General features: G+C 41.3%; 21 protein-coding genes. 5 read left to right on the forward strand and 16 right to left on the reverse strand.

Annotated features, from left to right (window positions below):
• The first annotated feature begins 36 nt into the window (after positions 1–36).
• A complete protein-coding gene (locus ACQ4LT_RS03295; protein ID WP_445664593.1) occupies positions 37–1,224 on the forward strand; it encodes an acetyl-CoA C-acyltransferase in 1,188 nt (395 codons plus the stop codon).
• 50 nt (positions 1,225–1,274) lie between these two features.
• The gene (locus tag ACQ4LT_RS03300; protein WP_445664594.1) at positions 1,275–2,135 is read left to right on the forward strand and encodes an SDR family oxidoreductase; all 861 of its coding nucleotides are present in this window, start codon (positions 1,275–1,277) and stop codon (positions 2,133–2,135) included.
• Here ACQ4LT_RS03300 and ACQ4LT_RS03305 read toward each other — a convergent pair.
• From ACQ4LT_RS03305 to ACQ4LT_RS03330, 6 genes are all read right to left on the reverse strand, one after another.
• Complete coding sequence (locus ACQ4LT_RS03305; protein WP_445664595.1) at positions 2,132–2,983, reverse strand: hypothetical protein; 852 nt, start codon at positions 2,981–2,983, stop codon at positions 2,132–2,134. The two genes, ACQ4LT_RS03300 and ACQ4LT_RS03305, sit on opposite strands and share 4 nt — an antisense overlap.
• An 87-nt stretch (positions 2,984–3,070) precedes the next feature.
• Positions 3,071–3,253, reverse strand: a complete 183-nt coding sequence (locus ACQ4LT_RS03310; RefSeq protein ID WP_322576555.1) for a PspC domain-containing protein — start codon at positions 3,251–3,253, stop codon at positions 3,071–3,073.
• A gap of 53 nt (positions 3,254–3,306) precedes the next feature.
• Entirely contained in the window at positions 3,307–3,990 is a 684-nt protein-coding gene (locus ACQ4LT_RS03315; protein WP_445664596.1) for a CDP-alcohol phosphatidyltransferase family protein, read from the reverse strand.
• 131 nt (positions 3,991–4,121) lie between these two features.
• On the reverse strand, positions 4,122–5,777 hold the full coding sequence (locus ACQ4LT_RS03320) for a TonB family protein (RefSeq protein WP_445664597.1): 1,656 nt from the start codon (positions 5,775–5,777) through the stop codon (positions 4,122–4,124).
• Positions 5,777–6,160: a BlaI/MecI/CopY family transcriptional regulator gene (locus tag ACQ4LT_RS03325; RefSeq protein WP_445664598.1), complete on the reverse strand. Its 384-nt coding sequence runs from the start codon at positions 6,158–6,160 to the stop codon at positions 5,777–5,779. The genes ACQ4LT_RS03320 and ACQ4LT_RS03325 overlap by 1 nt, the downstream gene beginning before the upstream one ends.
• 108 nt (positions 6,161–6,268) lie before the next feature.
• On the reverse strand, positions 6,269–6,754 hold the full coding sequence (locus ACQ4LT_RS03330; protein ID WP_445664599.1) for a TIGR00725 family protein: 486 nt from the start codon (positions 6,752–6,754) through the stop codon (positions 6,269–6,271).
• Between the two features lie 77 nt (positions 6,755–6,831).
• Between ACQ4LT_RS03330 and ACQ4LT_RS03335 the strand changes: the two genes are divergently transcribed.
• The 3 genes from ACQ4LT_RS03335 to ACQ4LT_RS03345 are packed head-to-tail and all read left to right on the forward strand — an operon-like array spanning position 6,832 to position 10,897.
• Complete coding sequence (locus ACQ4LT_RS03335) at positions 6,832–8,406, forward strand: cryptochrome/photolyase family protein (protein WP_445664600.1); 1,575 nt, start codon at positions 6,832–6,834, stop codon at positions 8,404–8,406.
• A 20-nt stretch (positions 8,407–8,426) separates the two neighbouring features.
• Positions 8,427–9,410: an aldo/keto reductase gene (locus ACQ4LT_RS03340; RefSeq protein WP_445664601.1), complete on the forward strand. Its 984-nt coding sequence runs from the start codon at positions 8,427–8,429 to the stop codon at positions 9,408–9,410.
• 23 nt (positions 9,411–9,433) lie between these two features.
• Positions 9,434–10,897, forward strand: coding sequence for a hypothetical protein (locus tag ACQ4LT_RS03345; protein ID WP_445664602.1), 1,464 nt, complete (start codon positions 9,434–9,436; stop codon positions 10,895–10,897).
• A 217-nt stretch (positions 10,898–11,114) separates the two neighbouring features.
• Here the strand turns inward: ACQ4LT_RS03345 and ACQ4LT_RS03350 are convergent, their stop codons facing one another.
• From ACQ4LT_RS03350 to ACQ4LT_RS03395, 10 genes are all read right to left on the reverse strand, one after another.
• Complete coding sequence (locus ACQ4LT_RS03350) at positions 11,115–11,906, reverse strand: purine-nucleoside phosphorylase (protein WP_445664603.1); 792 nt, start codon at positions 11,904–11,906, stop codon at positions 11,115–11,117.
• A 2-nt stretch (positions 11,907–11,908) separates the two neighbouring features.
• Positions 11,909–12,700, reverse strand: coding sequence for an MBL fold metallo-hydrolase (locus ACQ4LT_RS03355; protein ID WP_445664604.1), 792 nt, complete (start codon positions 12,698–12,700; stop codon positions 11,909–11,911).
• 1 nt (position 12,701) lies between these two features.
• On the reverse strand, positions 12,702–13,688 hold the full coding sequence (locus tag ACQ4LT_RS03360; protein WP_445665059.1) for a PhoH family protein: 987 nt from the start codon (positions 13,686–13,688) through the stop codon (positions 12,702–12,704).
• Positions 13,689–13,790: 102 nt separating this feature from the next.
• Entirely contained in the window at positions 13,791–14,477 is a 687-nt protein-coding gene (gene rpe / locus ACQ4LT_RS03365; RefSeq protein WP_445664605.1) for a ribulose-phosphate 3-epimerase, read from the reverse strand.
• A 5-nt stretch (positions 14,478–14,482) separates the two neighbouring features.
• Entirely contained in the window at positions 14,483–15,304 is an 822-nt protein-coding gene (locus ACQ4LT_RS03370) for a PASTA domain-containing protein (RefSeq protein ID WP_445664606.1), read from the reverse strand.
• 322 nt (positions 15,305–15,626) lie between these two features.
• Positions 15,627–15,863, reverse strand: coding sequence for a hypothetical protein (locus ACQ4LT_RS03375; protein WP_445664607.1), 237 nt, complete (start codon positions 15,861–15,863; stop codon positions 15,627–15,629).
• A gap of 239 nt (positions 15,864–16,102) precedes the next feature.
• Complete coding sequence (porV, locus tag ACQ4LT_RS03380; protein ID WP_445664608.1) at positions 16,103–17,212, reverse strand: type IX secretion system outer membrane channel protein PorV; 1,110 nt, start codon at positions 17,210–17,212, stop codon at positions 16,103–16,105.
• A 182-nt stretch (positions 17,213–17,394) separates the two neighbouring features.
• A complete protein-coding gene (locus ACQ4LT_RS03385) occupies positions 17,395–18,576 on the reverse strand; it encodes an acetyl-CoA C-acyltransferase (protein ID WP_445664609.1) in 1,182 nt (393 codons plus the stop codon).
• Between the two features lie 47 nt (positions 18,577–18,623).
• The gene (locus ACQ4LT_RS03390; protein WP_445664610.1) at positions 18,624–19,763 is read right to left on the reverse strand and encodes a cystathionine gamma-synthase; all 1,140 of its coding nucleotides are present in this window, start codon (positions 19,761–19,763) and stop codon (positions 18,624–18,626) included.
• Between the two features lie 12 nt (positions 19,764–19,775).
• Positions 19,776–20,996 (reverse strand): tetratricopeptide repeat protein, encoded by a 1,221-nt coding sequence (locus ACQ4LT_RS03395; protein ID WP_445664611.1) that lies wholly within the window; start codon positions 20,994–20,996, stop codon positions 19,776–19,778.
• Between the last annotated feature and the right edge of the window lie 19 nt (positions 20,997–21,015).

The following is a 21,015-nucleotide window of genomic DNA, read 5'->3' on the forward strand; positions in this document are numbered from 1 at the left end:
TTAAATACCAAACTTTCTACTTAATACCTTTGACATATGACTACCAAAGAACCCGTAATTGTTGCTGCTGCACGAACGCCAACCGGAAAAGCGAATAAGGGATCACTCCGATTCACTCCGCCGGATACATTGGGTGGAGAAGTAATCAAAAACCTGTTGGAACGAGCCCCAAATCTTCAGCCGGAACAGGTGGATGACGTAATCATGGGTTGTGCCTTTCCTGAAGCCGCGCAGGGACTTAATATAGCTCGTCAAGCTGCCGCTTTAGGTGGACTTCCACCTTCTGTCCCTGCCGCTACAATGAATCGTTTTTGCTCATCGGGACTGCAGACCATTGCTCAGGCCGCAGAACGTATTATGGTTGGCGGAGCTGATGTGATTATTGCCGGAGGTGTGGAGTCGATGTCGCTTGTACCCATGGGCGGATACGTATCGCGGCTAAATCCCGAATTAGTGGACAACTATCCAGAAATCTATATTAATATGGGGTTAACAGCTGAAAATGTAGCGGATAAATATGACGTAAGTCGCGAAGATCAGGATGCCTTTGCTTATCGCAGTCATCAGCGAGCGCTAAAGGGTTGGGATGAAGGCTATTTTGATGAACAAATTGTGCCCATTGAAGTCAAGGAAAAGAAAGTAACGGCCGATGGTAAGGTCGAAGAGACCGAATTTGTTTTTGATACGGACGAGGGGCCGCGGCGCGATACGTCAGAAGAAATTTTAGCAAAACTAAATCCCGCTTTTAAGCAGGGAGGTTCTGTGACAGCGGGAAATGCATCCCAGATGAATGATGCCGCTGCTGCGGTGATATTAATGAGTCGCGAAAGGGCAGAAGAACTTGAGCTCAAACCCATCGCAAAATTCCATGGCTTTTCGGTAGCCGGTGTGCCGCCCGAAATTATGGGCATCGGTCCGGTCGAAGCGGTGCCAAAAGTACTTAAACAGACTGGATTTGACTTAGATAATATTGATTTGGTTGAATTAAATGAAGCGTTTGCGGCACAGTCGTTAGCTGTAATTCGCGAACTTGGGCTGGATGAAGATATCGTTAATATCAATGGTGGAGCCATTGCAATGGGACATCCGCTTGGCTGTACCGGAGCGAAACTTTCGACACAAATTCTGCACGACCTTCAGCGGCTGGACAAGCAGTTCGGCATGGTGACTATGTGTGTGGGCGGAGGCATGGGTGCTGCCGGTATTTTTGAGAATCTAAATTAACTTTGCAATGCAAGGACTTACCATGGTAAGCCCTTGGAAAATATATCTTTATGTTTACATCTGATACGTTAGCAGATCAAACAATTTTAATTACAGGTGGTGGAAGTGGCCTAGGATTAGCTATGGCCAAGAAATTTGCTTCTTTTGGCAGCAACATCGCTATTTGTGGTCGGACTGAAGAAAAACTTAAAAATGCCGTCGAGGAAATTGAAGAAGCCGCTAATGATAGCACGGCAAAATACTACGTGGCTGATGTGCGCGATTATGATCGCATCGAAGAGATGACTGGAGAAATTGTATCCGACTTTGGAGAAATGACCGGACTTGTAAATAACGCAGCTGGGAACTTTTTGTCAGCCTCTGAAGATCTTTCTCCCGGTGGATTTAAAGCCGTAGTCGATATCGTATTGCATGGCTCGTTCAACTGTACGCATGTATTTGGCAACTATCTAATTGATGAAGAACGTGAAGGCAATATTTTAAATATGGTAACGACCTATTCAGAGGGTATAGGATCAGCGTTTGTGTTGCCATCCGCATGTGGAAAAGCGGGGGTGTTGGCTATGACACGATCACTGGCTTACGAATGGGCAACATACGGCATCCGATTAAATGCTATTGCGCCAGGACCGTTTCCCACCAAAGGAGCATGGGAGCGATTAGTTCCTGACGAAAGTGCTGAGCAAAAATTTCTGTCTAAAATTCCAGCGGGACGATATGGAGATAAAGAAGAGTTGGCCAATCTTGCCACGTTCTTGATGTCGGATATGGCTCCGTATATTACCGGAGAATGTGTGGTAATTGACGGAGGAGAACGTCTTTCTGCCGGACAGTTTAATTTTATTGACAAGTTGGGATCACGCGAAGAGCTGAAAGGATTCTTTAAGATGATGCACAAAAAAGAAGACTAAACACGGGTCAGCCTTTTTTTAATCTTATCGATCGTTTTGTTTAACTCCCATAGATGGTAGGCATTGTAAATTGTTTCGCGATTAAGTTGTATAGATTTCAGAAAGCTCAATGCTGCCAATTCGGCTGCTCTACTGGCATCGAAAGATTTACTGTTGAAAAATAGGTGGCCATCTTTATTTTCTTCTCCTAACCGCACGGTCTGTTCTAACACATCGCAATCCAAAATAAAATGATTGTTTGCAGCAAGCCGGTGATGGCGGGAGTTCGTTGCTGTTACATTGACGAAAATATTGGCTGTTGCGCCACTCTCAAAGCGTAATAGCATATGCAAGGCATATAAATGCTGTTCTGAAAGTTCAGCTGTTTTTAAGTCGATATGATGCACTGACCCATTAATCCACCGCAGGCAGAATGCAAGCTCATCAATCCAGTAATACTCAAAAGGATGGTCTGACTCTACAAATTTTGAATAATTTAGCTCCCGATTAATTTGCAGAAATGAAGGTTTTTCAATCTTTTTTGCCATCCATTTTGAAGCGGGAGCAAGGGTGGGCCAGTGTGAAAATTGTACAAGAACATTTGATTCCTCCGCCGCATGGTAAATTTTTTCAACCTGTTTGGTGTGGTTGGGGATAGGAGCAATTAAAAAAGTATGGTATCCCGCCTTTACTGCTGTGAGTAAGTGATCGAGATTTTTGGAGCGCTCATCCATTAGTAGGCACGCATCAACATCACCGATCTCAGAGAGTTTGCCGGCAATGACAACTTCTGAGACCGTGCGATGGGGACGCAAATGTTTTTCCCATGCAACAGCTCTGTCGGCTGGACCAACGATGCCTATTCTCATAACTGGATTATTAGTTAAAGTGAATAACTATCCATAATTATGAAATAGGGCTATAATTTCAAAACTGATTACACCATTCAAGGAAAGTTATTCCGGCATTACCAAAGCAAGGATAAAATAGAGGAGAACAGGGCTGCCCCATCCAAGAAAAGTGGTTATCACAAAAATAATTCTGACAATTGTAGGATCCCATCCCAAATATTCAGCAATGCCTCCACAGACACCGGTAATCATTTTATCAGTTCGAGACTTTTTTAAACGAGCTCCCATAAGCAATATCAGTTAATGGTTTTGTTGATCTTTGTGGAAATAATACGGTAGAGTTAGTGGGATGTTTCAGGTGATTTAATATTTACAAAAAAGGAAAGTCCAAAGTAATAGAACGGAAATAGAAATGAACTATAAATTAACCACGGTGGGGACTGATCAAAGTAATATAGTAATGCAATAAGTTGCAGGGTAAAGATACCGCCGAGGATTAAAGTAAAAGGACGCAAATATTTTGTCCGAGATGGATAAACAAACTTGACAGGCAAGAATGTTACGATTGCAAATAGTAGTAAAATTACAGAGGAAAAAGTTACAGGCAGTTCAAGTAAAAAAATATAGAATACTACAATATTCCAATAGGATGGGAAACCGAGAAAAAAGTGGTCTTCAGTTTTGGCCTTAGTATTGGAAAATCCAAAGATGCTCGCTATGGCACAAATCACCAGTACCCATGTGGGAATGTTCATTGTTGCAAAAATCCAGAGCAAGGGAGCAATGGTCCAGGTAATAAAATCAACGATGTTGTCCATTAGGGCACCGTCAATAGCTGGGGCATGTTCTTTTGTTTGAGTAAGTCGTGCGAGTGTTCCATCAACAGAATCGATGATGGCAGCCACAGCAAGTACCCAAACTGTTTCTTTATAAAACCCGTTATATGTTAAAATGAGTGCCCACAAGCCAAGCCCTGCACCTAAAGCAGTGAATAAATGGACCCCATACGCCGCTGCTTTTTTCACAAACAGTTTTTGTTATTAATGGTATCCTTCTTTTAATCACCCTTAATAAAATAAAAAAAGCGGAACCTATGAAGTCCCGCTTTTAATCGATCAGAAAAATGCAATGTTTTTACATCTTTAAAAATATTAGGTTATGAATCGTTATTATCTGTCGAAAGTTGAAAGGTAATAGGTAATGAGTATTGCACTCGAACGGGTTCGCCTTTAACTTTGCCGGGGGTAAAATCTGCTTGTCTGACAACACGCAATGCTTCTTGATCTAAGCTATCGTGAGCTCCTTTTATAATTGTTGGATTTTCAACATTCCCGTTTTTGTCAATAATAAATTGTACAATTACGCGTCCTTCAGCTCCCGCTTCGCGAGCTTCTTCGGGATAGTTGATCATTTTTTGTAGTGAGCCCAGTCCACCGACCAATTCGGGCATGTCTTCCACAGCAACGTAATAATCTCCGTCATCTGTTTTTGACGGCGTTGGAGGCGGCGATATAGCTTCATCCTTGAGATCAGTAAAGGCTTTATCCGGATTATTTACTTCCATCATAATTACGCCATCCTTGCCGGCATCACCGTATTTGTTTTTAGCTTCTTTTCCCTTAAGGATATCGACGGACTTTATATATTTGGGTTTTAAACGAGATAGTTTTTGTATTGATTCGTTATTTTTTGGCCACTGTTCGCCATTGATAATATATAAAGGTAACATAGAAGCATCAGGCGGGTTAGGAGAAGCCATTTGAGATTGTGTTTCTTCAAATTCACTTTTCGTAATGTTATCATCAGCGATATCAGTACAAGAGATGGTGAGTGTTAACAGCGACGCAGCGAAAAAAGTGATTAGAAAACTCGATCGAAAGTTCATAGATAGATTATTTTGGTTAGACATGATTTGAATACGCTTTTTAAGTGAAGAAGGATTAACGGCCATACTCAGCGCCAATTTTTGTTGATGATCTCGTTTAGCAAGTTCAAAGAGGAGAGAGGCATATTTCTTTTGGGAAAATTGCTTGTTGGCCAGAACCTCACTGTCGCATATTACCTCTCTGTATTCTTCCCGCGATGTGTAGAGATTATGGATTAGTGGATGAAACCAGAAGAGGGACTTTATAACTACGAGCAGACTGTTCAGGAGAAAATCACGATTTTTGATGTGTATCAGCTCATGCTGTACAGCCATGGCAAGTGAAGATTTTTGCTTTTTTAGATCAGCCGGAACAACAATCTTCGTGGTAAGCCATCCATAAGTAAATGGGATGTTTGTATTGTCAGAGTAGGCAATTAATGTGTTTCGGCACCTGTTACTTGCGGATGGGAGATCTTTCATCAGGCCTTTGTCACTTGCAAGTGGAGAAAAATCTAAGTCTTGCTCCATATTTCTAAGTTGAACAAAATCCAAAATAAGTTTAAAGAAAAGTACGGCTGCAGCTAACAAAACGAACGTGCTAGCAGCTCCTATCCAAAAATTTGGATTACTCAATCCACTTAGTACAGAAGGTTCTGCAGCAGTTCTGGATACAGCTATCGGATTTTGAACAACAATAAACATGCCTTTATTTGCTACTTGTGTGGCACTGCTGATAAAATCCACCAGGTAAGCTCCCAGTACTCCGAGTGGAAGCACTAAGAGAAGCGCTGTGCGGCTGTGATACTGATAGATAGGTTGGAGCGATTCACTTTTGTGCAAAAATAACGCAATGGGAGCGGCTACTAAGGTCCAAACTACCACCGGAAGCCAAAAATGCTCGATCAGTTGGTCGCCAAACGATTGAAGTAGGTTTACGAATTCCATTATTGATTAACCTCCATGTTATCGATCATAGATTTAATTTCATTAAGGTCCTTCGATGTCAAGTCATCACTGTTAACTAACGCTTGCACTAGCTCTTTGGGGGATCCCTTAAAAGCTTTTTCCATTAAATTGTTGATAAGGTTTGAACGGACGGACTCAGGTTTTTGGGCAGGGCTGTAGACGTATGTAACACCTTCTTTACGATATTTGAGCAAGTCCTTCTCGGCCAGATTTTTCATGACAGTCATGATGGTGGTATACGCCACTTCTCTGTCTTCTAAAATCCGCTTACGAACTTGTTTTACCGTAGCTTCGCCCATGTCCCAAACATGATTGAGTACTTCCATTTCAGTTTCTCCAAGTGGAGTCAGTGATTTTTTCATCTTCTTATTGTTGAATTAAGATTGAAAATGCTGTTGACCGTTACGTCCTAATCAGTTAATACTAATATAGTAGTATTAATCTTTTTGTCAAATTGGAAAGCAAATTATCTAAATATGTTGACGAATTTGGTCAGTAGCATTTTGTGGAGAAGAGGCTACTTTAGGCTTAGGATATGAAAACTCATCCAAGAGTTTTGTTACGTTTCCGGAAGGATTCAACAGGATTACGGGTTTCTTCGCTTTAAGAGCAAGCATAATTTCAGAGGTGGTTCCTGCACCGGTTCCACAAGCTACGATCGCATCCGATGAAAGTACATTTATATTGTTTCGTGCACTGCCCATTCCGGTAGCTATAGCAATATCAAGATGTTTTGAAGCATCTGACTTATCTTTTGAAGGGAGTATGCCTACCGTCAGCCCACCTGCTTCCTGGGCTCCTTTTGAAGCAGCATCCATTACGCCCACATTTCTTCCGCCTGTTAATAGAATCCAATTCTGTTCGGCAATTAATTTTCCAAGTTCACAGGTGTTATTTATATCTTCTTGGGATGCACCTTCGCCGGGACCCATAACGCCGATAATTGGTTTTGTCATAGCATATAGACTTTATTGGAACTTAGTTGTGATTAAATATATTGATATAACTCATTCAATAAATACAATTCTGATAGATGTCATTTAGGCCTTATTTAAAAGAAGTTGATAGTCGCATACATAACCTTGACCCGGATGATTTTGGTGAAGCAATTTTTGTATTGCATGATCAGCTAAACTTGTCGGTTTGGCCGGATTGGATATGCGAAGAAAAGCCCCTGTTAATATTTATAGAGGCGAAAGCAAAAGGCGACTCATTACCTTATCATAAAAAGAAATTGACCTCTGTGCTCAGTTCAATGCGTCACTTTGCGATCGAATGCTACGAGAAAGATTACCCTGTTTATTATCACCCTACGGAGGGAGGTTTTGATGGAGGGTTAGCCGAGATTTTAACCGAGTATTCTGATCTCTATACTACTTTTATGACACCATCGGAGTGGGGTATTCGAAAAAGGCTACGTAATCTAAAAAAACAATTTGGGGATCGCATTACAGAAGTACCCAATAGGTTCTTTTTTGCTGATACTGATCAGTGGAAAGAGAATATTGGGCCTGGATATCGCATGGAATATTTTTACCGGGATATGCGCAGGAAAACCGGTTATTTAATGAATGGTAATGATCCTGAAGGAGGAGAATGGAACTATGATGAGGATAATCAGGAATCGCTGCCTAAAGATTATTCTATTCCCGAGATAACAACCTTTGAACCGGATGCAATTACCAAAGAGGTTATCAATCTTGTAGCAGAATGCCATCAGAATCATTTTGGTAAGCTTGAAGGATTCCAATATGCAGTAACCAGGGAGCAGGCTCTTCAACTGCTTGATGAATTTATCGAAGAGCGGTTGACCGATTTTGGTCCCTATGAAGATGCCATGGCCACGGATGAACCAACGCTTTTCCATACTGCCTTATCACTTTACTTAAACAATGGATTGTTACTGCCATGGGAAATTTGTGAACGGGCAATTGAAGCTTATGAGGATGGAAAGGCCCCCGTCAATTCGGTTGAGGGATTAGTTCGGCAAATATTGGGATGGCGGGAATTCGTCCGAATCTATTATGAAGCCATGATGCCGGAGGTTCGGGAGGCTAACTTCATGGATTTCGAAGAGCAGTTGCCTGAACTATTTTGGTCGGGTGATACAAAAATGCACTGCATGCAGCAGAGCTTAAAACCGGTTATTGAGCATGGATATTCACATCATATACAGCGACTGATGGTGTTAAGTAATTTCAGTAATCTTACAAAAACTGATCCGCGTAAGCTTAATAAATGGTTCTGGTTTGCCTATGTGGATGCCTATGAATGGGTAGTTTTACCCAATGTGTTAGGGATGGCAACGTTTGCTGATGGAGGTATTCTTGCCTCAAAGCCATATGTTAGCAGCGGGAATTATATTAACAAGATGAGCAATTATTGTAGGTCATGTGAATACAGTGTTACTAAGAAGACGGGTGAAGGAGCTTGTCCATTTAATTATTTGTATTGGAATTTTGTAAATGAGCAGCGTGAAGCTTTTGAGACAAGTGGCCGCAATAGTTTTATGGTGAATATGTACAACAAAAAATCGGACGAGAATAAAGAAGCGATAGAAGAATCGACCAATCAGTTTTTAAATCGATTAGATCGTTATTCATATTAACTTTAAAATCATTATTAAATATGAAATTTACGAAAGTAAGTGATTTAAATTTTAATATTTCGAGAATTACGCTGGGAACATGGGCTATTGGCGGCTGGATGTGGGGTGGATCCGACGACCAGCTGGCGGTAGATACGGTGATAGAAGCCCTTGAAAAAGGGGTAACGACTATTGATACCGCTCCGGTATATGGATTTGGTAAGAGCGAAGAATTGGTCGGGCAGGCTGTGCAGGAGTTTGGTAATCGGGATGAGATTCAGATTGCTACAAAATTTGGGCTGGAATGGGATAATGGTGGCAATATACAACGGAATTCAACCCGGGAACGGATTTTAAAAGAAGTAAACGATTCGCTTAAAAGACTGCAAACCGACTATATTGATATTTATCAAGTGCACTGGCCGGATTTGGATACGGATTTTGTTGAGACGGCTAAAACCTTGCAAGAGTTGTTGGAAGAAGGAAAAATTCGAGCTATTGGGGTATCTAATTTTTCTCCGGAACAGATGGATAGATTCCAGGAAACGGCGCCTATTCATGTTTGTCAGCCACCATATAACTTATTTGAGCGTGGCATTGAAACGGATATAATCCCTTATTGCAAAGAAAATGATATTACGCTGTTAACGTACGGTGCGCTTTGTCGCGGATTGCTATCCGGAAAGATGAGCAAGGATCGCACGTTCAACGAAGGGGACATGCGACGTAATGCAGATCCTAAATTTCAGGGAGAAACGTTTGAAAATCATTTACAAGCTGTTGAGAAGTTACAAGAATATGCTGATAGTAACTTCAGTAAAGAAGTTATTCACTTGGCGGTCCGCTGGATATTAGATAAAGGCGTTGACTCGGCTATCTGGGGCGCCCGAAAACCGGAACAAGTCACATTTGAGAACGTATTCGGATGGGAGCTCACCGATCAAGAGGTTCAAGAAATTGAGCAGATTGTTGGACAGACCGTTGAAAATCCGGTAAGTCCTGCTTTTATGGCTCCGCCTGAGTAACGATTAATATTTAGGAATCTGTTATGAAAAATATCAACAGCAGGCGTGTTTTTAAGCGAAACGAACAGGAGCTAAATCCCGGTGGTGATTATGTACTGTATTGGATGCAGATAAATCGTCGCTTTCAATACAATTACGCGCTGGAATATGCTATTGGGTGGGCGAATAAGTTAGAGAAGCCGCTGTTGATTTACGAAGGATTGAGTTGCGATTATCCGTGGGCTTCTGATCGTTTTCACCATTTTTTGATGGAGGGGATGGAGGAGCATCTGAAGATTGCAAGGGAAAAGGACCTGAATTATTATTCATATCTGGAAGTTGAATCGGGAGCCGGTAAGGGATTACTGTATGAGTTAGCTCAAAATGCCTGTACTGTTATTTCGGATGAATTCCCGGTGTATATCATCCGTGAGCATAACGAAAAAGTCGGTCCCAAATCAGAGGTTCCCTATATTACTGTAGATTCTAATGGCATTATTCCATTGGGATTAACGGATAAAGCGCCCTATAACGCCTACTTTTTCCGGAAAATAATGCAGCGCAATTTTATCGAATGTTATACGCATCCACCTAAGAAAAATCCGTTGGATGATTTGGAAAATAGGGATACTGTTTCTTTGGGGGATGACTTTCTGGAAAAGTATCCGCCGTCGGATAAAAAGCTTAATAACCGAGAATCATTTATCAGCTCGTTGTCTATTAATCACGAAGTCGGCAAGATTGACTTGCAAGGAACACGTCAGGCGGGCCTTGGCAAACTGGGACAGTTTATCCAATATGGTTTATCAAAATATGATGAAAATCGAAATGATCCTGATATCAATGCTACTAGTGGATTGAGTCCGTGGCTGCATTTTGGCAAGATATCAGAATACGAAATAGTTGATGCAGTGCTCGATCATCAACCCAAAGGATGGGATTTGGATAATATCACCTTTAACAAGGGATCTACGGGCGGATTTTTTAACGGTGATCCCAATGTAGATGCCTTTTTGGATGAAGTGATAACGTGGCGTGAAGTTGGTTTTCATTTCGCGCATCATGAGTCTGATTACGATCAGTATGAAACATTGCCGGATTGGGCGTTGAAGACGCTTGAAAAACACAAAGATGATCCCCGAGAATACCTTTATGAGCTGGAAGAGTTTGCTCAGTCTCAAACGCATGATGAGATCTGGAATGCTGCCCAGACGCAGCTCAGGGTGGAGGGAGTGATACATAATTATTTGCGCATGCTTTGGGGTAAGAAGGTGCTGGAATGGACGCCCAATCCCGAAGTTGCGCTGGCTTATCTGATTGAATTAAATAATCGCTATGCTATTGACGGACGTGATCCAAACAGCTATTCAGGTATCTTTTGGATTTTCGGTCGCTTTGATCGTGCTTGGCAGGAGCGTCCCATTTATGGCAAGGTGCGCTATATGACAAGCGATTCTACGCGCAAAAAATTAAAGCTTAATCAGTATCTGAATAAATATGGTAGCTAGGAGTCATTAGATATGTAGAGCTCTTACGCCTAAGATATTGTATTATCCTGAACTTGTTTCAGGATCTTAAACATTATATTTCGCAGCAGAGCTACGAAACAAGATTAAAATTTAGTACAGGTTCTATCTGTTTTAAATCTGTGTAGAAAGATCGGGACGATAAATTGAAACAAAGGAATGTGATTACTACGGCTGGATGAGTCAACACCTATTGGAACTATAATTTTTCAATAAGGGCTTTAACCAGTTTTGCGAAATCCTCTTTTCGGGCATCGGCAGCTATTTTCACTTCTTCGTGATCGAGTTTTTCACCAGTTACACCGGTTGACATATTTGTTATCAGTGAAATAGCCGTGCTTTTCAGATTGAGACGGGCGGCCTCAAAAAGTTCGGTGGCTGTGGACATTCCTACAGCATCCGCGCCCATTTTTCGGAAGGAGCGAATCTCAGCTTTGGTTTCATAATTAGGTCCGGTAACGTACATATAATTACCAAGTTGTGTAACAAGGCCGAGCTGTGCAGCAATATTACGAACTTTAGGAACCCATTGATGGTGTTGGTACCGATGCCTTTGATTGCCCAGCGGAGATATTGCTAAATTATTACGTATTACGCTCTCGATGACCATTAAGTCCCCAACTGAAAAAGAGGTATTAATGGCTCCGGCAGCATTGGAAACTATAAGTTTGTTTGCTCCAAGGTGATTAGCAATATATACCGGCGTAGCAGTTTCCTCGAAAGAAAAGCCTTCGTAGTGATGAAACCGTCCCGAAAACGCCATCATTGAACGTCCATCGATTTCTCCGAAAATTAATTCGCCGGCATGTCCCTCGACAGAAGAAACCGGCATTCCGGGGATGTTATGGTAAGAAATTGTTGATGGGCTTTGGATTTGATCGGCGAAACCGCCCAATCCTGATCCCAAAATTACCGCTGCTTCGATATTATTGGGAAGGTCCTGTTTATCAAGAAAGCTGAAAATATCGTTGGTAAAATCAGGTAATGACATTATTAAATAGCTTCAATTTTGTATCCTTGTTGCTCTTCATAGTCGATTAAATTAAAAAGGGAATGGTGCGAATCGTGGTATCCCATTACCGTGTATTGTTCTTCATAGGCTTTTTGGGTTAGTGCTTTCCGCGCTTTCATACTTTGATCCGCATCAAAATCATATTTTGCTGCAAAATTTCGATTTACTTCGCCGCGGGTGGCTAAGACATCACCGGCCATCAGATATTTTTGGTGACCATCATCAAAAAGTAACACTTGCGAAAATTCGGTATGACCTCCGATTTTTTCAACTTTTACTTCAGAATAGGGCTGGTCTTCCTCGTCCAGAAATTGGAGGTTTGCTTTTGCATCTAAAAAATGAACAAACTCTGTTTTCTCATCGTCGTAATACTGATCCATACCCATCACTTTCTGCCACCCCTTTTTAGATACCCATACATTTGCTTCGGGGAAAGTGAGCTCCCAATAGCCCGATGACCGTCCTGCAAGTCCGCCTATGTGATCGTAGTGTAGATGGCTGGCAAAGATATCGGTGATGTCGTATTCTGTTAGTTCTAACTCTTCGAGATTTTTCTTTATGATATCGGTGTTGGTATCTTCACCAAAATCGCCGATTCCAACATCAAAAAGAATGTTTTTGTCACCCGACCGAATCAAAAAGGGATTGAGTGAAATTTTTAGGGCACCCTTGGCAGGGGAGGCATCTCGATCAATTCGGTTAAATTTTTTATCTAGGCCAACGCTAAAGGTTCCTTCGTAAAGAGGGTGGGCAATGAGCTTTTTTGTCGCCATTTTACGATTTTTTATTCTTTTTGCTTTCGTATTTGTCGTAAGCTTCGATAATATCACGTACTAATTTATGGCGAACGACATCGTTTTCATCCAAATAAACAAACGAAATACCATCAATATCCTTAAGAATTTTTTGGATGGAGATGAGCCCCGATTTTTGTTTGTGGGGTAGATCGGTTTGAGTAATATCTCCGGTGATGATGGCTTTACTATTATACCCAATACGTGTTAAAAACATCTTCATCTGCATATTGGTAGTATTTTGAGCTTCATCCAAAATTACAAATGCGTTGTTGAGCGTTCGTCCACGCATGTAAGCCAAGGGTGCAATTTCGATGCTGTTTTTAGCCAGATGAAGTTCCAATCGATCATATTCAATCATATCTTCCAGTGCATCATATAATGGACGCAAATAGGGATCGATTTTTTCGCGCAGATCGCCGGGTAGAAATCCAAGTGTTTCGCCAGCTTCAACGGCGGGACGTGCCAGCACAATTTTTTTGACCTTTTGTTCTTTAAGAGCTCGTACAGCCAGGGCTACCGAGGTATAAGTTTTACCCGTTCCCGCAGGACCAATTGTGAATACAATATCATTGGTGTTGGTAGCTTTGACAATCTCTTTTTGTCCTGGTGTTCTAGCTGTAACAGCATCGCCCGTATGGGTGTTGAGAATAAAATCACCCGAAATTCGGGTATCGTGCAGTGGATTAGGCTTTTCACTTTCGTGGTCGCTGTGCTTTAGAGCAAGAACTGTTTCGAGATCACTCTCAGTAAGATCCTCATTGCGCGCAGCCATGCGTTCCAGTTCACTGAAAATCTCCAACAGTTCTTTACAATCTTCTTCTGGGCCCGATATTTTTATAGTATTACCGCGAGCTGTAATCTTAGAATCAGGATAAGCCTCCTCAATTTTTTTCAGATATTCGTCCTGAAAACCTAAAATCAGGACGGGCTCTACATCATTTATTTGATAGGTTTCTTCGCTAATGGTCGATTGATCTGCGATAAATGGCCTCTACTTTAATTAGAAATCTGAAAGCCTAAAATAAGGAAATAGTATGAATTTATTGTAAATCAGCTAAAAGCTATTTTAAGCAATTGTTCCTTTGCCCATTTTTGCTTTCTGTGTCAGGTTTTCAATTCGTTTCGGGATATTTTTGGCTTTAAATACAGCACTTCCGGCTACAAGAACATCGGCACCGTATTGAGTGACTTTCTGGATATTATCAAGATTTACGCCACCATCCACTTCGATAAGAAAACCGGCACCGTATTCATCACGCATAGCGCTCATTTTTTGCAAGCGGCGATAGGTATTTTCGATAAAGGATTGTCCACCAAAGCCGGGATTTACGCTCATCAGAAGAACTAAATCTATATCATTAATAACAGGTTCAACTGTTTGCAAGGGGGTAGCAGGATTTAAGGCAACTCCTGCAATAATTCCCTGATTGTGAATGTTTTGAATAGTACGATGCAAATGGGGACAGGCCTCTTGGTGTACTGTTATCTGATCGGCGCCTGCATCTGCAAAACGTTCGATATATTGATCTGGATTTTCAATCATCAAATGAACATCTAGGAAGGCATCAGTACAACTCCCCGCTGCTTCTACTAATTTGGGACCGTAGCTGATGTTGGGAACAAAATGGCCATCCATAATATCACAGTGTAACCATTGAATATCAGCTTGATTACACTGGTCGATCTCTTCGCCAAGACGCGTATAGTCGGATGCTAAAATTGAGGGGGCTAAAATAGGTAATGTAAAATCCATATCAATTAATTGTTGTTTTCTTCTGGTGAGGATACGTTTGAGGTGTCAATAACGGCTCCGGATTCATCTTCTTCTTTTACTTCAAATCGTTCAGAAACAATAAGTTTTAGTGTTTCTCCTTCGGTGACTTGATCTTTTTGTGGCTCGTAATTGATGATGACATTGGGATCAAACTCTTTACTTGGTTGAAATCGTATTTCACCAATACGCAACCCTACTTTCTGTAATTTCTGTTGCGCTTCAGAAAGTCGCAGGCCCTTAATATTTGGGACATCTACCATTTTTTCACCAAGTCCGTCACTTACCGCTAAATCAACCATAGTACCTTTGGGCACAACTTTTTCGGCCGGTACCGACTGGCGTAGCACAACATTTTTAAATCGGGATGATTCGTAGCTGATGGTGCCTACCCGCAGCCCGTAATTTTCCAGTTGGATACGAGCATTACGGAGTGATAGATCTACTACCTTCGGGACTTGAACGGTGGGGTTCGCTTCTGTATTAACAGTTAGATAGACTTTGCGGTTAGGTTTTACAATTTCTGCTGCTGCCGGCATTTGGTCGATCACATAATCAGCTGGATAAGCTGAATTGGAGCGGCGTTCGGAAACTTCGTATCGCAGCCCGTAAGAAGTAAGGCGTTTTTGGGCTTCATCTAACGAAACCTGAGTAATATCGGGTACGGTAACGCCTTCGTTATAGTTGGTATAGGCGGGCATAATTACAAAATCGAGCAGTGTCAGAAACAGTGCTCCGATAACAATTAAACCACCTAATCCCAGGTAGAATATTTTATTTGTGAGTAATGATTTTATTTGTGACCACATATATTTTTTAAAATATGATTCTTTGGATATTACTTAAAAATGTAATTTTAGTGCAAAGATACGATGCTGATTTAAAAGATTTGTTTCCGTTTCAAATTTTGGGGTTTCAATTTTGACTGTTGAATAGGGATCAAAGGTTGATACAATATGATTTAATTTCAGAAACGAAGCCATGTTTCCATCTAAGCGATAGCTGTCATTAAAATTTATGGCCATGCATGATCAAAGTAGGAATTTATCCGGCATTCCGCTACCGTCCCAGTTTAGCTTGTATTAAGCTATAAAATGATTCCGGCCCGGGCGGCTGTACTGATAATATTTGCTAATAGTGATATTGTTGTGAACTGGAGCTGGGTATAATATGCGAAAAATTATTACCAATATGTTTTGGGTAAACAAACGGGATATTACGTTCTACATTGCGCAGTGGTTCAATATTTACTTTCGACCAGTCGCTGTTGAAATTGTAATCAGCGGTTTTTTCGATATGTTCTCTAAGATTATCAATAGTTATTTTCTGTGTATTTTTCGCTTTTTGAGTAGTTGTGCTGCACATCATTATTCCCCAAAAGGATACCTGATCGTCTTATTTTTTTAATCATGGTTGGGGAGATCAAAATCAAATGTTAATCCAAAATTGAAATAAAGCCTCGTTATAATTTGCAAACTGTTTAGATTGTTCCCTTTGGGTGTTAAAAGGTGTTATGAAGTCCAAATAATAAGAGCATGCTAACAAATAGCATGCTCTTATCTAAACAAGTAATTGTATAAAATATCATGAACCCACAGCTGCTCGGGTTAGAAATTTAAGAGCAAACCAAAGCGGGTTGTATTGGCAAGAGGATGGTTTTCAGCTCCGAGTGTGTTAATATAGCTAAAATCCACTCCTATAAACTTGTATCGAATTCCGGCCCCCAAGGTCATATATTGTCGATCACCGTTGTTGGGATCTTCATAATAGTATCCGCCTCGTACGGCAAATAGATCGTTATACCAATATTCGGTTCCTACAGCATACATAAGTTGTTGGGGTAGTGAGAGTGTCACTTCTCCTGCTCCGGTATTGCGGCTAAAGCTGCCCCAGGATGAGAAAAGGGAACTGATAACTCCTTTAGGTTCCCCATCAGAATCAAGGCGTGCCATCACCTTCGAGATATCGTTGGCAATCGTTAATTTGTGGATGCCGTCCTTATCAAGATTGGTATTGAATGCCCATCCAATACGGAACATCGTTGGGAGGGGATCCTTTTGAGCGTTATCGGTATAGTTTATGCCAGGACCGATGTTCGAGATATTTAATCCCGCATTTACATTGGCATCGTTCCCGATAAATTTAAAATTATTTGATTTATACATGGCTGATAAATCTACGCCAAAACTCGAACCCGGATTTATTTGAGGAAGATTGGGATTTGCGTAACTATCAGCCAAACTGCTGTATATAAAACGTAACCCGGTGCCAACAGACCAATTTTTATTTAGCTGAAGACCGTATGCTAAACCTATTGCTAACTCATAACTATTGAATCTACCTTGGTTTAACCCATCTCGATCCACTCGTTGTTGTTCACCTAAGTTGAGGTATGTTATATGTCCGCCAAAAGTACCGATATTTTTGACGTGATATTTGCCTCCCAAGTAATCATAAAATAGATCGGCATTGAACTGTGGCAACCACTCACTATGCGTAAAGTTGATTTGGTTTCCTGTTTGGAAAGCAAGTCCGGCGGGATTCCAAAAGACGGCTGAAGCATTATCAGCAATGGCAACACCGGTATTGCCCATTCCTGCAGCGCGGGAATCGGGTTCGATCTGTAAAAATGGCACTGAAGTAATGCCAACCTGGGCATAGGATAAACTGGTCAAAACCAGTAGAAGGGCAAAAGTAGATAATACTTTCTTAATCATAATAAAATCGGTTGATAGAGTACATTCAGGGGTAACAGAAAACAGTAAGTTATATTATAGTAGTACTATTGTTCTAAGAACGTATTTTTGTTAATTATCTTAATACTAAAGTTATCAGAATAAATGAAAAATAAAAAAGCAGGATGAAATAGTTCATCCTGCTTTTGGGTTCTTAAAGGATTCTAATTAAGCATCTCCAGAACCATGGCTGATGCTCCACCGCCACCGTTACAAATGCCTGCACATCCATAACGTCCTTTTGTACGCTTGAGAGCGTGCAGGAGCGTTACAATAATACGTGCTCCCGAGCAGCCGATAGGGTGACCAATACTGACTGCTCCACCATGAATGTTTACTTTTTCCGGATCGAGCTCTAAAATCTGCTCATTAGCCAGCGATACCACTGAAAATGCCTCATTAATTTCAAAAAGATCAATCTCATCTTTTTCAAGGTTGGCTCTTTTCATAGCTTTAGGCATTGCATCGGCAGGTGCCGTGGTAAACCATTCGGGCTTTTTGGCTGCGCTGGCCTGACTTATAATGCGAGCCAGCGGAGTAAATCCAAGTTCTTCAGCTTTTTCTTCACTCATCAAAAGAACTGCTGCAGCTCCGTCATTAATACTGCTGGCGTTAGCAGGAGTAACGGTACCATCTTTTTGAAAAACAGGATTGAGCTTCGGGACTTTGTCATAATTGATCCGCTTAAGCTCTTCGTCCATTTTAACCTTGGATACATTGCCCTTGCGATCTTTTACTTTCATCTCGATGATTTCGTCATCAAAATAACCTTCTTCGTGAGCTTTAATAGCTCGTTTGTAAGAAGTGATGGCAAACTCATCTTGTTCTTCGCGGCTGATATTACATTCTTTTGCACAAATTTCTGCCGCATTGCCCATATGAAAATCATTATAAACATCCCACAGGCCATCTCTGATGATTCCGTCTTGGGCTTCGGCATGTCCCAACTTAGATCCAAACCGGTGTTTGTTTAGATAGTAGGGAACATTACTCATGCTTTCCATACCACCGGCAACCATTATATCAGCTTCTTCGAGCTGAATTTGATTGGCGGCAATCATGATAGCTTTCATTCCTGAGGCACAGACCTTGTTAATGGCCGTTGCGGGAGTAAGCTCAGAGAGACCAGCTTTTAGGGCGGCCTGTCGCGCGGGAGCCTGACCAACGCCGGCTGTGAGCACGTTTCCAAATACCACTTCTTGAATCTGTCTGGGTTTAACACCGGAAGATTTCATTAACTCTGTAATCGTAGCAGACCCTAATTCAGGTGCTGAAAATGAGGATAAGCTTCCGCCGAAAGAACCCACTGGCGTTCGTTTAGCATCAACAATAACTACATTGCGCATAATTTAATCTGTTTTGAGGTTATACATTTTGTTCATATATCTGGAATCTATTCAAAAGCCTGTTCCAGGTCGTCTATAAGATCGTCAGCATCTTCAATACCTACCGATAGTCGGATTAACGAATCTTTGAGTCCCGCCTTTTCTCGAACTTTTTTAGGAATCGATCCGTGGGTCATTGAAGCGGGATGGCTGATTAATGATTCAACACCTCCAAGGCTTTCAGCTAACGTAAAAACCGTTGTTCTGCTCATAAATTCCTGAGCTTTTTCCATAGAGTCATCCTTCAAGGAGAATGAAACCATACCGCCAAAGTCACTCATCTGTTTTTTTGCAATTTCGTGTTGCTGATGGCTCTTTAATCCGGGATAAATAACTTCTTCAACATCCGGGTGATCATCCAAAAAGGAAGCAACTTTTTTTGCATTATCCACTGATTGCTGCACGCGTACCGATAGCGTTTTTATGCCTCGTAAAGTCAGATAGCAATCCATCGGACCGGGAACGGCTCCCGTAGTTTTCACTTGAAAACGAAGTTGTTCCATGATGGCCTCGTTAGACGTGGCAACAGCTCCACCAATGACATCAGAATGGCCCCCCAAATATTTGGTAGTCGAGTGGAGTACCATATCTGCTCCCAACTCAAGCGGCTGCTGTAAGTAAGGAGAGGCGAATGTGTTATCAACCAGTGATAAGATATTCTGTTTTTTTGCAAAGTCTGTGAGTCCTTCAATATCTACTACGCGTAATAGGGGATTGGTTGGCGTTTCAATCCAGAGTAGCTTGGCATCGTCGGTGGCAGCTTCTTTGACATTGTCAATATCCGTCATATCTACAAAGGTAAAGTCGATGCCATATGGAGCAAATACTTCGGTAAACAGTCGGTAGGTACCGCCGTAAAGATCGTTCGAGGCAATAATTTGATCTCCGGGGCGAAACATTTTGAGAACTGCATCCATTGCAGCACAACCGCTGGCAAAGCAGGCACATTCATCGGCATTTTCCAATCCGGCAATAAGTTTTTCAAGAGCTGTGCGAGTAGGATTGCCCACTCGAGCGTAATCATAACCTTTGTGTACGTTAGGCGCTTCTTGTGCGTAGGTTGATGTTTGGAAGATTGGGGGCATTACAGCTCCAGAAGTTTCTTCCGGTTCTTGTCCTGCGTGAATTGTTTTGGTATTGAATTTCATTACTAAAATATATTATAGATTAGCTTTTGCATTCTCTGCTTCCTGCTCCATTCCTAAAATAGAATAAGCCTGAAAAAGTTTCTGCCAGATTTCTTGATTCTGCTGGTCTTGTTCTACGAGGTTTTCAAAAAGAGGAACAGAAGCTGATACATATTGCTTGATTTCCTCTTGTAGTTGCTCTTGGTATTCATCCGATACCAATGGAACAAGCTTTTGATATTGCGATGCACTATTGTAGTAAAAAGTAGCTGTGCGTTCCTGAATATCGAGATTTCCGGGATTTGCCTCAGCAATCTGATTAAACTGTTCTTCTGCCTTGCTTAATAGGGTATCTACACTGTCAAAAGCTGTTTCGTTAAATGAATCACCGTTTTTTAGGGCGGCAGCAACAGAATCAAGTTTTGACTTTCCCAGAAAATATAATTCGGTAGCCAATGATTGACCGTAAATTAAATTCTGTGGTTCGTTCTTGATTAATCGTTCCAGCAGTGCTATTGCTTTCTGATGGTCTCCTGCATTAATATAAGCGTTTGAGAGCCCGTGCAATAGATTTAGATTTTTATCTGAGAATGATTCGGCCTGTTCATAAACTCTTATTGCTTTTCGGGGATTGTTATTTTCGAGATATAAATAAGCCAGTTGTTCTAAAAGAAGAGCTGGTGGATTATCAATTTTTTGCTGGGCCTTTTCTAAGGTTTTAATCGCTTGTTGCGGCTGTTGACTTTTGTACAATGCACGGGCCTTCATTTTGTAAGAAATAGCACTATCGGGAATGACAATAGTTGCATTATTGAAATGAGCAACAGCTTTATCGTAGTTGGGCTGTTGTATATTTTCTCCCTGTAACCATTTAACGCCCTTATTGTGTTCTAAACTCCAGGTTATCTTAAGCAAGTTGCTTACTTTATTCTCTGGGTTTGGGGCATTATTATATAATTCTGATGCTCGGTCCAAAACCTGACGAGCATTTGTATATGGGGATACTCGTTCAGAGGGGTTTTCCTTCTTTTGGGCAAGCCTTGTGAGGAGGTTACCCTTTTGGAAGTATAAATCAGCTTGCCCCGGATTTGAGGAAATATCCTCATCCAGAGATTTTATTTGTTGTTGGATCTGCCGTTCAGAAAGGGGTTCAGTTGTCGTAGATTCTTGGTTCGCAGATTGTAATGTAGAGCAACTAATAAAGAACCCGAATGCAAGCACAAAGCTTGCTATTCGGGTAATGTGGTAAATCATAAAAGTAAGTAAATTAGTT

The organism is Fodinibius sp. AD559, from assembly GCF_052712805.1.